The sequence below is a fragment of the Francisella sciaenopsi genome (assembly GCF_045862875.1).
GTDB classification, from domain to species: domain Bacteria; phylum Pseudomonadota; class Gammaproteobacteria; order Francisellales; family Francisellaceae; genus Francisella; species Francisella sciaenopsi.
The window spans coordinates 53,276-67,813 of record NZ_BTHG01000005.1 but is presented as its reverse complement, the minus strand read 5'-3'; the positions used below and the strand labels follow the sequence as shown (position 1 = coordinate 67,813).

Genomic DNA, 14,538 nt, shown 5'->3' with positions numbered 1-14,538 from the left:
TAAAAGTAATTCATAGTTAGTGTATATAATTGCAACAATATTTAGCTACTGCTATTCTAAATAAAAATATCTAATATCACCTTAACTATGAATCAACCAGAAATTAAATATTTAAAAGACTACAAGCCAAGTAATTATCTTATAAATGAAACACATCTAAAATTTGAACTTGATGAGTCAAAAACTAGAGTGACAGCAAATTTACATATAGTAGCTAATCCAGCGAATCGTGAAAATAACACACTGGTTTTAGATGGTAATAATCTAAAACTGTTATCTATAAAAATAGATAATAAAGAGCTATCAAATACAGATTTTATAGTTAATGAAAACCAATTAATTATAGATGATGCTCCAGAAAAGTTTGTATTAGAAACAGTGGTAGAGATTAACCCTGAGGCTAATACTTCTTTGGAAGGTTTATACAAATCTGGAGAGGTGTTTTGCACTCAATGTGAGGCAACTGGATTTAGAAAAATTACTTACTATCTAGATAGACCAGATGTGATGTCTTCTTATACAGTCAAAATAATAGCTGATAAAAAAAGATATCCTGTAATATTGTCAAATGGAGATAAAGTTGAATCTGGAGATATTTCAGGTACTCAGCACTTTGCAGTATGGAAAGATCCTTTCAAGAAACCTTGCTATTTATTTGCTCTTGTAGCTGGAGATCTAGCAAGTATCAAAGATACTTATATTACAAAATCTCAGCGTAAAATTAGTTTAGAAATATACGCTTTTAAACAAGATATAGATAAATGTCACTACGCAATGCAAGCCGTCAAAGACTCAATGAAATGGGATGAAGATAGGTTTGGTTTAGAGTATGACTTAGATACTTTTATGATTGTGGCGGTGCCTGATTTTAATGCTGGTGCAATGGAGAATAAAGGTCTAAATATTTTTAATACTAAATATATTATGGCTAGTGATAAGACTGCTACAGATAAAGATTTTGAGCTAGTGCAAAGTGTTGTAGGACATGAGTATTTTCATAATTGGACAGGCGATAGAGTTACTTGTAGAGATTGGTTTCAGCTTAGCTTAAAAGAAGGCCTGACTGTATTTAGAGATCAAGAGTTTACTTCTGATTTAAACTCTAGAGATGTTAAACGTATAGACGATGTACGTATTATAAGAAGTGCTCAATTTGCTGAAGATGCTAGTCCGATGTCTCATCCTATCCGCCCTGAGTCGTATATTGAGATGAATAATTTCTATACTGTAACGGTTTATCATAAAGGTGCTGAGATAATTCGTATGATTCATACTTTGCTAGGTGAAGAAGGTTTCCAAAAAGGGATGAAACTTTATTTTGAAAGACATGATGGACAAGCTGTTACATGTGATGATTTTGTAAATGCTATGGCAGATGCAAATAATCGTGATTTTAGTTTATTTAAAAGATGGTATGCTCAATCAGGTACACCAAGTATTAAAGTTACAGAAAACTACGATGCAGAAAATCAAATTTATAGTCTAACACTAGAGCAAACTACGCCACCAACTGCTGATCAAAAAGAAAAACAAGTTCTTCATATATCAGTTAGTATGGGACTTATAACTCCAAATGGAGAAAATATTGCTGAGCAAGTTGTTGAGCTGAAAGAGCAAAAACAAATCTATACTTTTGAAAATATTACTGCAAAACCAGTAGCTTCTTTATTTAGAGATTTTTCGGCACCTGTGAAAGTTGAGCATAAGCGTTCTGAAGATGAATTATTACATATTGTTAAATATGATAATAATGCTTTTAATCGTTGGGACTCTTTACAGCAATTAGCTACTAATATGATCTTGGCTAACTCTGATATAAGTGATGAGTTTTTAAATGCTTTTAAATCAATCTTACATGATAAAGATTTAGATAAAGCCTTAATTAGTGATGCTCTAATGATACCAACTGAGTCTACAATTGCTGAGGCTATGCCAACGATTATGGTTGATGAGATTGTGAAGTCTCGTAAAAAAGTCATGAATCAGCTAGCAGATAAATTAAAAGATGATTGGCTGGCAGTATATCAAGAGTGTAATGATAATAAGCTATATAGCCTATCAGCTAAGCAAATTGCTAAAAGAAAGCTAAAAGGTGTCTGCTTGAGTTATCTGATGAATGCTAGTGATCAAAGTCAGGGTACAGATTTAGCACAACAGTTATTTGATACTGCTGATAATATGACAGATCAGCAAACAGCGTTTTCAGCGCTGTTAAAATCTAATGATAAACAAATTCGTGATAATGTTATTAATGAATTTTATAAGCGTTGGAAGCATGAAGACTTAGTTGTAAATAAATGGCTACTATCTCAAGCTCAAATATCCCATGAATCAGCTTTAGATATAGTTAAAGGCTTAGTTAATCATCCTGCATACAATGCAAAAAACCCTAATAAAGTTTACTCACTTATTGGTGGTTTTGGAGCTAACTTCTCGCAATACCATCGTAAAGATGGTTTAGGATATGCTTTCATGGCTGATACAGTATTAGAGCTTGATAAGATTAACCATCAAGTTGCAGCAAGAATGGCTCGTAACTTAATGAGTTGGAAACGCTATGATGCAACTAGACAAGCTTTGATGAAAAAAGAACTTGAAAGAATCAAAGCTTCAAACCCTAGTAAAAATGTCTTTGAAATTGTTAGTAAGAGTTTGGAGCTATAAATAAATATTTTTAGATGTTTTGTTAGGATTAATATTAACATACTCCTTTGATATCAGGATAAGTAGAATAAGATGTAGAGGTTGCACCTTTTTTACTTGTTCCATCTGAAACAAGAATATAGTATTTATATTGATTAAGAGTTGTAGAACCACTACAGTGATGCCAAGTGGCTCCTGTGGCAACTCCTTCAAAACTTGTTTGGTCAACTTTAGATGTAACCATATACTTATAATTACTGTTTGAATCAGGACCACTTACTTTTGTTGTTTGTGTTGATATAACATTAGCTATAGCACCACAAGGATACCATTTACCACCGCTAAGTTGGCAATTATTTCCACCATTATATGATTGAGGTGTAACACTTACCGAAAAATCTTCCATTTGATCTGGAGTATTAGCTGAAGTGAATATACCTGTTAACGTACATTCTCCATTGCTACATTCATCAGTAGATCCAGAAATAACATTAGGTGTACTTACTTTTAGATCAGGTTTAGGAGGAGCTCCAGGATTTGTTTTTGGATATCCTTGCATATCATTAATAGTTACAGAGATAGTACTATCATTAGCTGTTGTATTACTAGTAAGAGTACCATCTTGAGCTAAGAAATCATCAAAAGCAAAAGTGTATACTATAGGATATTTTCTATTAGTGGCTGATGTTGATGTTGTACAACCTGCTTTAGTAGCACTATCATAGCAAATAGAGTGTACTACTTTAGAGTATTGGCTAAACCAAGGACCTTTATCCTCTAATTGACCATTTGCTGAGTTATCCTTATATAGAATATCATCGTTAGAGTTAACAAGTTTGTTTAAAGATGATTTGCTTATAGCTGTTTTTTCTATATCTGAGTTTGATACAGGTAGTAAGCCAGCTGAGAAAAGAGCAGATAAACCTTCTGCTATAAGTCCTTTTGCTGGGTGATTATCTTGTATAGTATCAACGGTTGTATACACTTTTGGTAGTATATTATTATTATCAAAAGGCCACTGACCAGGACTAAAGAAATCAAATGAACTAACATAATCCATAGGGATATATTCATTTTGTAACTTAGCTTGATCTCCTATTGTCGGAGTTTTACACGTTAATAAATTACTTAAATCACTACAAACTTTTGGTATAAACTCCCAACAACTACTACTATCAGCATAAGCACCATATATTGGTCTACCTTCTCCATCATAGCTACTTATTTGCTGACTACATTGATTGTTATTTGATATTCCATCAGCGAAATAAACAACATTTTTAAAAATATCTGTTTGAGGATATTTAGAATCATATAATTGACCTACATCAAAAGCTAATTGGTGTTTACTAGCATCTTCATAATAACTAATTAAATTTTGTAAATAAGAACTGTCGCCACTAGGAGTTGTTATTTTATTTAATAAATAGCTAGGTTCAGAAGAAGCTGGTTTATTTGCTAAATTTTTTAATGATCCTAAAGAGTTATTAGCATTAGGTGATGTAGCTATCCCAGAAGGACTTATAATACGTATTGTTGATCCAGAAGGACTATTGAATATTAGTTTATTCAATGTATCTGAATTTTCAGAAGAAACACCTTCAGGAAAAGCATTTTTAGCTTGATCAATAATTTCTTTCCAACTCATTCCTAAAGGATATCCCGATTCAGTTAGATCTGTAGCTTTTATAGGAGAAGGGTTTTGTATTGTTAGAGGTATTCCAAAAAAATCCACACTAGTTGGATCTATATATAATATGCCATCTTTCCATGTAAGTTCAAATTTATCGTACACAACTTGTGACATATAAAAACTATTATCTGTAGATGAAGTACTATAGAAAGGAGCGTCAGTTGCAACACCACCTAAAGGATGTCCTATAGAAACATATATTCTACCAGAAACAAAAGGATCAGGTAGTTTTATTGTAAAATCGCCTTTATTACCAATATTTTTACTATAATCTTGAAAATAAGCATTATTTAGTAGAGAACCTTTTGTTAGGCTACCATCATCAGCTACTGTATATATATTTGTTCCATCTATGACAGTTATATATGTATCTTCCGATACATTTGAATTATTTATTATCTTTAATGGATATGTATTAACAGAATCTGTAGTTGTAGTTTTTAAATCCATTGTTTGAGATGAATTTAAATCCGTATATTGATATGAGTCTATTTGTTGATTTTCTAAATTAAGAGAATTTTCATTTCTATGGTTAGATCCACAAGATGTTAATAATGTTGCAGATATTGCAACAGTTAATCCTAAAGGTACTTTTTTCATAAATGCTCCTTATGATTATGCCATATAAAAATATATGTATTTTCAGTTTATAATTAAAAAAGTATTAATACTATTTATTTTATATAACTATAGTAAATAAAGTCTTCTCGCAATACCATCGTAAAGATGGTTTAGGATATGCTTTCATGGCTGATACAGTATTAGAGCTTGATAAAATTAACCATCAAGTTGCAGCTAGAATGGCTCGTAATTTAATGAGTTGGAAGCGTTATGATAGTGCTAGACAAGCTTTGATGAAAAAAGAACTTGAAAGAATCAAAGTATCAAATCCAAGTAAAAATGTCTTTGAAATCGTTAGTAAGAGTTTAGAGTTGTAGTTGTTTGTATATCTATTATCAAACACTTTCTTAAAATGAATAATTAGATTATTTTTTTAGAGATAATCATTTCTTTTTCAATAATATTTAAAAATTTAATATTTTATTGTAAGTTCTTTATGTGCGATGTGTAGGGCACAATAAAATCAACTTTTCAGAACAACCAGAGAAAGAATACATACTAGTCGTATTAGACCAGAGTAACTTTATAGATTTACTTGTAAATAACACTTAGCCTTCTATGGGTTAAAGATTAAAAACATAACGTTAGACTTCACCAACAGCTTGCTGTTTGGTGCTAGGATTTGTTAGAAATTTAAATAATTTGAAACTCATCAGGATCAACTTTAAAAATATTTGAAAATGCATGTTTAGCCCATCTATTAACTTCCTCAGGAGTATATTTGCTTGTTAGCCATAGATAGTCATACTCAAACTTACCTTCTTTGGTAATCCATTGTCTTGTCAAGTCATAGGCGCTAATCCAAGTATAAAATGTAGTCATTGTATCTGTTAATTGTTTTTCTTCTTTATTTGGAAGTTTTCGAGGATAAATATCTCCATCAATATCATCAATGAATAAAGCTTCATGCTCAGCAAACATGTTAAAAGTTTGTTCACTAATATTTTCTGCGGTAAAGTGATAACCTGCCCAACAGAAGAAAGCTGGATTGATGTATTTATCCTTTTGAAAATTTACAAATTTAGAGAACATCAATCTAATAGGAAAGTTCTCTAAATTAAAAGTAAAAGTTTTCTCTTCCTCAACTAAATCTATTAATGAGGGAATGATTTTACTCCAGTCCAATATTTTCTTTGCCCCATCCAAGGGTGATTTATAATTCGCAGCTTTACAAAGTTTGTTAGATACTTCATAATATTCTTCCGAACTATATTTTTGTATGCTGTCTTTTACTTCAGGAAACTTGTCTTTAACAAGTTTACACAAAGTTATAAATCTGATTCCTGGATTAGTAGTATTGATGAAGTTTTCAAAATTCTCAATTTCAAAAGGAAAGCCTTCCATAGGGTTGATTGCAAGATCACAGATCAATAAGTATAATCCAACTAGTGGATCGTCTATACTTTCTGGAAATTGGCTATCTGTTAAAGTTAGGAAAGAATTGAATGCTTCAATATAGTCTCCTGATAGCATTCCTAAGTCATTAAAATCGTTCCAAGTTAATTTTTTTCCAATTCCAAAATATAAATATTGTATTTGTATAAATCGTGCTTGTCCTTCGTATATAGCCTTTAAACCAATTGGTGAGATATACACATCAGAACCGTGATAAAAACCAGTTGCTTTATTCTCATTTAATTTTCTGAATTGCTCATCCCAATTTTCAATTTTTGGAAAGTACTTTTGTTCTTTGTCAAAACATTCGGTAAGCAAATGGACAAACGCTGAATATGTTATATGGAATGTATGACCAACACTTTCAAAGAAAGGGTCATTGACTACCTGTTTGGCTTCTTTAGGAAAAATCACTAAATATTTAAAAAATTCAATATCACTAAAATTATTTATGATGTGATTTATAATTTGAAATTCTTCATCAACAGGTTGATATTCTTTGGCATTTAATTCGTTATATTTTTTGATTGATTTTACCGTGCCAGTTGTTTGTAAAAATCTGTCCAAAAACATTTTATTGACATGCATTTGCATCGGATGGATCAAACTCAATACAAGGCCTGATGTTGAACCCATGTGTTGCCACCAGTGAATTGTTTCATGTATATAAGTCGAGTAAGCTTGTATACCTTCAAAATCAATTTGTTTACTTGATACAATGCCGCTAGGTAAAGACTTTATTTTATTATGAATATCAGTTCTTAAACGTAACACAAATTGCATTGAATCATACAATCCAAGAGCATTATGGAATCCATTATATTGTTCATCGTATGTTTCTAAATATTTGGAATTTAATTTCATGTCATCCTGCTCAATGTATTTCTAACGCTGTGCTCTGCGGAAATTTAGTTGCGCTAGCGAGTAAATTTTCCGTAGCAGCACTTTGTTAGGGCTTGATGGTACGAATAAGTAGGTGGTCAAGGTTTTCAACCTCCCCATTGTAAACCTCGAACTCGCTTTCACCATTTTTAATGGTTTTAAGTTGTGGGTAAGTTCCATAGAAGAAACAATACTTTTCACCATTATCTTTAATTAATTCTCGGATTTCTTCTAGGAAGATCCGTTTCTTGCGATATGAATCAATAACGCTTTTTTTGATATAAAGACATATGCTTTTATCGTTGGCCCAATCAACAAAGTCAAATCTAAAGCTAAACTCGTAATTTTTGATTTGCTTAATTTTTCCCCAGTATATTAACCCTTCCCTATCCTGAAAGTATCTTATCTGTTTGAAGAAAGACCAATAGTTTAGTTTAAGATCACCAATTGCTAAGGGCATCGATTTAAGCGTGTCTTTGTCGTCTTTATTGGATACATAACATTCAACGATATGTTCTAGAACGCTAGTTCTGTTCGTGCTTTTTCCTCTGCTCGTATTTGATTGAGGTTTAGGCTTTGATGTTGTGACACTTTGATCGCAATGGCCTTCCGGCTTCTCTTTCTCAATCTTCTTGGTATACCTCTTTCTTACAGGAATAAATTCTGTAGGAAAGTGATGCTCCTTAACACCTTCTACATGTGTCGACTCGGGATCTTTACTGACTGATAGCTGAGCTGGATTACCATAAGGACAGCTTTCACGATGCTCTGTATTTGGAGTGTCCTTAAAGTGAGGTGTCTTTATGTATTTTCTTTTTTTCGCGTTTACAACTGCCAATTTAGATTTTTTACCAACCTCATCACGGCATTCATCATCAGGACAAAAAAACGTAGAATCATCGGAATCATATTCATCCGTTTCATCAAAGTTTAAATCTCGAACTTCGTATATGGTCAGCTTATCTTTAAGAAGACTGCAATAAGCTTCATCATATTTCATCGGTTTACTCCTTTGAGCCCTAACAACCACTTATGTATTAATTATAGCTATATATGAGAGACATAACAGTGTAATTAGATTAAAAATATAACATAAAAACCTATCAACTATTGATAGATGGATTGTAAACATAAATTTATATGTATTTTATTAGCTTTTACGACTCCATAATCAATCCTATAACAAGACAACTAATAAAGAAAACTTATTTCCGTAAGGTTAAATATATAAAAGTTCGAAGAGAATATAAGAGTTTATTATTTTTATAGTGCTATACCTTATAAATACTTATAATAGACTTATTAATTATTTAAAAGCAAGAATAAATATGTCAGTAGTTGTTGTAGGAAGTGCTAACAGGGATTTAGTTGTAAAAGTTGATCAACTTGCGCAAAAAGGTCAAACGATAATAAGCCAGAATTATGAAGAGTTTTGTGGTGGTAAAGGAGCTAATCAAGCTGTAGCTGCAAGAAGACTTAGCAAAAATGTAACTTTTATTACAAATCTTGGTAAAGATAGTTTTGGGGATAGGCTTTTAGAGTTTTATAAAAAAGAAGGTCTAGATAGTTCAACTATCAATCAAGATTCTAGTAGTAATACAGGTTTGGCTTTTATTTGTGTTGATAATCAGGGTCAAAATATAATTAATGTAGTAATGGGTGCTAATGCCAAGTTAGATAAGCAAATTTTGGACAAACATAATCAAAAAATCCAACAAGCTAATATCATATTAACCCAACTAGAAACTCCTTTAGAAACTATTGAATATTTAGCAAATAAAATCACTGACAAACAAACTTTTATACTAAACCCTGCCCCAGCAAGAGAGCTACCTCAAGAATTACTCAAAAAGGTAGATATTTTAACGCCAAATGAGACTGAGGCATCTATCCTTTCTGGTATACAAGTTAAAGATGTAAATACAGCTAAGCATGCAGCAAAAGAATTGCATAATAAAGGTGTATCTACAGTTATAATAACTTTGGGCGAGCAAGGTGCTCTATTATCAAAAAATAATGGACAAGAACAAAAACTATTTGCTACTAAAAAAGTAGATGTGGTAGACACTACTGCTGCAGGAGATACTTTTAATGGTGTTTTGGCATTTTGTCTAGACAAAGGACTATCTATAGAACAATCAATCGAGATAGCAAATACAGCAGCAGCTCTAGCAGTAACTGTAGAGGGAGCAGAAGATTCAGCACCTACTTTAGAGAAATTAAATACTTATTTAGAACAAAAAATATAATATATGGAGATTTAAAATGGTTGTATTACACTCGTACGGTGTTGCGGTATTTTTTTGCATAATTACGATGCTATGTTGGGGTTCTTGGGCAAATACACAAAAGCTCTCAACAAAAGAGTGGCCTTTTCAGCAGTATTATTGGGATTATGCTTTAGGGATTTTGATAGTATCTTTTGTCTTAGCTATAACTATGGGAAGTTTTGGTACAGAAGGTAGATCATTCTTTAGTGATATTTCTCAAGCCTCATCTGAGAGTTTTATTTATGCTTTTATGGGTGGTGTGGTTTTTAACTTAGCTAATATACTACTTGTAGCTGCTATTGATATTGCAGGGATGTCTGTAGCTTTTCCTTTAGCTATCGGTTTGGCTCTAGTCATAGGCGTGATTACAAACTATATAGCAACACCTCTAGGTCAGCCTGTAGTCTTGTTTTTAGGAGTTTTGAGCGTACTTGCAGCAATTATTATTGATGCTGTCATATATAAGCGTATTTCTGATAATAAAAACAAAAATATGCTTAAAGGATTTATAGTTTCGATTATTTCAGGTATCTTAATGGGCTTTTTCTACCCTTTAGTTATTAAATCGATCACAAATGATTTTGTAACACCTCAAGCTGGCTTAATGACACCATATACAGCAAGTTTTATATTTGCTGTAGGGATATTTGTATCTAACTTTGTAATCAATGGTTGGATGATTAAATTTCCTATTTCAGGCAAGAAACTTAACTTTAAAGACTATTTCTCTCAAGGAACACCATGGTTGCATACTATTGGTATATTAGGAGGAGTCATTTGGGGGATTGGATCTTGTCTTAACTTTATAGCTTCTGGTATTGCTGGACCTTCTATCTCGTATGGTTTGGGTCAAGGTGCAACAATGATAGCCGCATTTTGGGGTGTATTTATTTGGAAAGAATTTGCCAAAGCACCAAAAGGTACGAATAAGCTAATAGTGTTAATGTTTATAACGTATATTTTAGGTTTGACACTTATTGTTTTTGCGAGAAATATCTAAAAAAAAACTATAAATTTATAGTCTCACCAATTTTTAAAATCAAAGCATCATCATCGCCATATTTTTGATCTATAGCCGCCTGTTTGAATCTTTTTGGTGGCTCAAAAAAAGGCTCTGGAGTAAGTCTGATAGTTCCCCAATGCATGCCTATGGTTTTGGTCGCTTTTATATCTTTGGCTATTTGAATTGCCTCTTCCGGAGTAGCATGTACAGAACACATAAAATCACGAGGCTCGTATGCTCCTATGCCTATCAAAGCGAGATCAAAAAAATCTTCTTTTTTACCAATTTCTTTAAATACTTCGCCATAAGCAGTATCACCTGAGAACCATACTTTCTTGTTTTTATCTTTGATTGAGAAGCTAGCCCATAGAGTTTTGTTTCTGTCAAATAATCCTCGACCAGAAAAATGAACGCATGGCAAACAGCCTATAGTAATATCATCTACATTAATCTCTTGCCACCAGCCCATCTCAGTTATATTTTTAAAACCTCTTTTAATAAAGAAATTACTAAGCCCAAGAGGTACTATTACTTTGATATTTTCTTTATTTGGAAAGTTCTTTATAACTTTTGAGTCTAAATGATCATAATGATTATGACTAATAATAATCATATCAATCCTTGGAAGATCAGTTAAATCTAGTGGAGAATATATTTCCCTTTTAGGTCCTAAAAATCCAGGTCCAGCAGTTTTGCTCAAAAAAGGATCTGTAACAATAGAATAGCCATTAAGCTTAATCAAAAAAGCAGCATGCCCTAACCAAGTAATACTATAGTTAAGAGCTTTATCTAATTGCTCTAAAGCCTGTTGCTTTTCTAAGATATGATCTTTAGGAAAATCTTCTTTATGCTTTTTAAACATAGAAGAAAAAATAAATTTTAGAAGATCTCTACTTCCTCCTTTACGTATAGGGCTACCTGGAGGATTAGAAAACTTATTGTTTGGATATTTCATCATCTTTTACTTTTGATATCCCTAGCATACGCATCATTATTTTTTCAAAAAATGGTTCACTAACACCATGCTTAACTTTATAGGTATAGTATTTCTCAAAAGCTACTTTAGCATAGTGAACTAGTTTACCTTCATAATACCAATCATGTTCGCGAGGTTTAAATTGAGGGATTGCAGCAAAAGCAACTCCACCATCACCAAAATCGGCAAAACATACGGCATTTAAAGTAGCCTGAGTATGTTGCTCTTCTCCATTTAAAACAGCTTTTAGATTACTAGCTATTGCTGTAACCATTGATTCTATCATATAACCTGTTTTAGGCGCTCCTGTAGGTATTATAGTCTTCTCAACAGGAGGGATAGCAACACAAACGCCTAATGAATAAATATTTGGATATTTAGGATTAGCTTGATGTTTATCAACGATAATAAAGCCCTTAGGATTAACTAGTCCTTCGATATTTGCAAAAGCATCAATTCCTTTAAATGAGGGAAGAATCATGTTAAAAATGCTTTTGATAATATGTTGCTGTTTTATGCTTCCATTATCGTCATATTCATCAACATATATATTCTCAGCATCTATTTTTGTGATTTTAGCATTACAAACCCAATTAATATTTCGTTTTTTGAACTCTTCTTCAAGAAGCTTCGGTGAATCTCCAACTCCTGCTAACCCAAGATGTCCTAGGTATGGTTCAGAAGTGACAAAAGTAATAGGTGTTTGTTCACGAATATTATGCTTTCTTAGATCAGTATCCATTATTAGAGCTGTTTCATAAGCAGGTCCAAAGCATGATGCTCCTTGTGCTGCACCTACTACTACAGGTCCAGGATTTTTGAGTACTTTATCCCAGTCGGATGCTGCTTTGGTTGCATGATCAATCGTACATACAGAATGACTATATAAATCTGGTCCCATACCTTCAATTTCATCGAAAGCCAACTTAGGGCCTGTTGCTATTATCAGGTAATCATAAGTTACTTCTTTGTCATTAAATAGTACTAATTTATTTTCATCAGGATAGAGTTTTTTTACGCCATCAGATACAAAATTTATGCCTGCTTTTTCTATATAATCAGTAATAGTAAATTCAACGTCTTCTCTAGAACGCCAATTTACCATTACCCAAGGGTTTGAAGGAACAAAATTAAATTTATCTCCTTTAGATATTAATATGATTTCATGATCATTACCAATTGCTTCTTTTAGTTCATATGCCATTGGTATTCCACCAATACCAGCACCAATTATTACTATACGGGCCATAATATCTTCTCCCCAATATTACACAGTAACTATATGATTAATATTACCATACATCAGTTTGACAAATTAACTTTGAGAATTTTTATAGAGATAATATTCTTCATAATGTATATTTAAAATCATACAAATATTACCAAGTAGGTAGCTATGAAAACTATAAACTTTGAAAAATTATATACTGATTTTACAAGTATCTTTGATTTATGTAGATATACAAATGAATCTCTAGAAGAAGAGATTATTAGAAGAGTCAAAGAAGATAATATCACTGAGGGTATGTTTCTTTTTAGGTTTAGATTAGTAATATTTAAGTTTGAAGTAGCTAATGATTCTGTCGAATATATTGGCTATGAAAAATAAAGAAGAATATAAAAACTTAGCTATTTTTATTTAGAATAATAGAGCCTACTAAAGATAATGCCGCTGTAATAATAGCAATAAAAGCAGGTACATAAAGTGAGTGGTACTCTAGAATAAGAGTTTGTGTTATAAGAGGCATAAATCCAACGAAAACTGCAGAACCTAAACCATAACCAATTCCCATGCCAACTAATCTTACTTTGACAGGTAGAGCATTAATACATCTATATTGAGCAATCATGATATAAGCACTAAATAAAATACTATAGACTAAATACGCAACCATATAGTGTGAGTTATGAATAAAAGCATAGCATAACCAGATAGATAATATTGATGAGAAAAGTAAGAACCAATTATCCAATTTTGGAATGCTATCTTTCTTTATTAGTAATGCTGATAGTAAGCCAAATATACACATCATAAGTAAACCTATAATACTAATCTTGAGCATACTGTTAGAGTTATAACTAGATAGATTTGTTAAATAGCTTGGTAAAGCATAATAGAACAGTGTAATACAAGACATAACATTAGCAGTCATCAAAAAACAGCCTAATAACGGCATTTTGTAATGTTTGAATAGCTCAATAATTGGATTTTTTGTCAGTTGATTAGTTTGTAATAATTGCGTAAAAAGAGGACTTTCATGTAACTCTTTTCTTATATAAAAAGTAACAATCCCTAGCGTAGAACCAAGTATAAAAGCAACTCTCCAAGCATAGTTTTCAGGGAAAATAAAATTAAGTATTATCGTTAGTAGCTTAGCAAGCATTACACCTATAGCTGCCGAGATCATTATCGCTGCAATAGGATATATTTTGTTAGTAATAATAGTTTCGTTTAGATATGTAAATGCACTATTGACCTCTCCACCAGCAGAAAGACCTTGCATAATACGAAAAGTAAGTAATAGTAAACCAGCATATATTCCTATGACTGAAGCATCAGGAATAAGACCAATACCTAATGTGCCAATTGTCATCAAAAGTACAGCAGCTACCAATACTTTTTTGCGTCCAACTCTATCACCAATTTGTCCAAAGATAATGCCACCAATAGGTCTTGTAACAAAACCTAAAGCAAATATTAAAAGTATGATAATTTGGGAATTAGAACTATGGAGTAAATGAGCTCCAATGACTTCAGAAAAGCTCAGATATATTATAAAATCAAAATATTCTAGAACCATGCCTAAAGAACAAAGAAAAATAGTTTTTAGTTGTAAGTCTTTCATTTTATTATCTCTAATTTCAAAGTTTAAACAAAAGCGCCTAACTCGCAATAATTAGGTCAAATTGTTCGTAAGATAATATCATGAAAATAACTAAACTATAGTGAATATGGTTTTGTAAAAAACAAAAAAATAAGTCATTTTTGCTTTATAAAAGAAACTATTTTAATCATCTGCTATAATCTGTTTATCTTAAATTTTCAAAAATAATT

11 protein-coding genes are annotated in these 14,538 nt (G+C 31.9%); 5 read left to right on the top strand and 6 right to left on the bottom strand.

Going from position 1 to position 14,538, the window contains the following annotated elements; translation table 11 throughout:
- The first annotated feature begins 87 nt into the window (after nucleotides 1–87).
- A complete protein-coding gene (gene pepN / locus ACKTR7_RS06720) occupies nucleotides 88–2,664 on the top strand; it encodes an aminopeptidase N (RefSeq protein WP_407877593.1) in 2,577 nt (858 codons plus the stop codon).
- 34 nt (nucleotides 2,665–2,698) lie between these two features.
- Here the strand turns inward: pepN and ACKTR7_RS06715 are convergent, their stop codons facing one another.
- Nucleotides 2,699–4,936, bottom strand: coding sequence for a beta-1,3-glucanase family protein (locus ACKTR7_RS06715; protein ID WP_407877592.1), 2,238 nt, complete (start codon nucleotides 4,934–4,936; stop codon nucleotides 2,699–2,701).
- A gap of 83 nt (nucleotides 4,937–5,019) precedes the next feature.
- Here ACKTR7_RS06715 and ACKTR7_RS06710 point away from each other — a divergent pair, with 83 nt between their 5' ends.
- Nucleotides 5,020–5,274: an aminopeptidase N C-terminal domain-containing protein gene (locus tag ACKTR7_RS06710; protein ID WP_407877720.1), complete on the top strand. Its 255-nt coding sequence runs from the start codon at nucleotides 5,020–5,022 to the stop codon at nucleotides 5,272–5,274.
- A 316-nt stretch (nucleotides 5,275–5,590) separates the two neighbouring features.
- Here ACKTR7_RS06710 and ACKTR7_RS06705 read toward each other — a convergent pair whose 3' ends face one another.
- Nucleotides 5,591–7,216 (bottom strand): hypothetical protein, encoded by a 1,626-nt coding sequence (locus ACKTR7_RS06705; protein ID WP_407877591.1) that lies wholly within the window; start codon nucleotides 7,214–7,216, stop codon nucleotides 5,591–5,593.
- An 85-nt stretch (nucleotides 7,217–7,301) separates the two neighbouring features.
- On the bottom strand, nucleotides 7,302–8,234 hold the full coding sequence (locus ACKTR7_RS06700) for a hypothetical protein (protein ID WP_407877590.1): 933 nt from the start codon (nucleotides 8,232–8,234) through the stop codon (nucleotides 7,302–7,304).
- 328 nt (nucleotides 8,235–8,562) lie between these two features.
- Here ACKTR7_RS06700 and rbsK point away from each other — a divergent pair, with 328 nt between their 5' ends.
- Together rbsK and ACKTR7_RS06690 are read left to right on the top strand one after the other, a co-directional pair.
- Nucleotides 8,563–9,483, top strand: coding sequence for a ribokinase (gene rbsK, locus ACKTR7_RS06695; RefSeq protein ID WP_407877589.1), 921 nt, complete (start codon nucleotides 8,563–8,565; stop codon nucleotides 9,481–9,483).
- 16 nt (nucleotides 9,484–9,499) lie between these two features.
- Nucleotides 9,500–10,504: a GRP family sugar transporter gene (locus ACKTR7_RS06690; RefSeq protein ID WP_044527066.1), complete on the top strand. Its 1,005-nt coding sequence runs from the start codon at nucleotides 9,500–9,502 to the stop codon at nucleotides 10,502–10,504.
- A 7-nt stretch (nucleotides 10,505–10,511) separates the two neighbouring features.
- Here the strand turns inward: ACKTR7_RS06690 and ACKTR7_RS06685 are convergent, their stop codons facing one another.
- Nucleotides 10,512–11,465, bottom strand: a complete 954-nt coding sequence (locus ACKTR7_RS06685) for an MBL fold metallo-hydrolase (protein WP_407877588.1) — start codon at nucleotides 11,463–11,465, stop codon at nucleotides 10,512–10,514.
- Entirely contained in the window at nucleotides 11,443–12,732 is a 1,290-nt protein-coding gene (locus tag ACKTR7_RS06680) for an NAD(P)/FAD-dependent oxidoreductase (RefSeq protein WP_407877587.1), read from the bottom strand. Before ACKTR7_RS06680 ends, ACKTR7_RS06685 begins: the two co-directional genes overlap by 23 nt.
- A gap of 147 nt (nucleotides 12,733–12,879) precedes the next feature.
- Between ACKTR7_RS06680 and ACKTR7_RS06675 the strand changes: the two genes are divergently transcribed.
- Nucleotides 12,880–13,092 (top strand): hypothetical protein, encoded by a 213-nt coding sequence (locus ACKTR7_RS06675; protein WP_407877586.1) that lies wholly within the window; start codon nucleotides 12,880–12,882, stop codon nucleotides 13,090–13,092.
- Nucleotides 13,093–13,108: 16 nt separating this feature from the next.
- Here the strand turns inward: ACKTR7_RS06675 and ACKTR7_RS06670 are convergent, their stop codons facing one another.
- Nucleotides 13,109–14,329 (bottom strand): MFS transporter, encoded by a 1,221-nt coding sequence (locus ACKTR7_RS06670; RefSeq protein ID WP_407877585.1) that lies wholly within the window; start codon nucleotides 14,327–14,329, stop codon nucleotides 13,109–13,111.
- Between the last annotated feature and the right edge of the window lie 209 nt (nucleotides 14,330–14,538).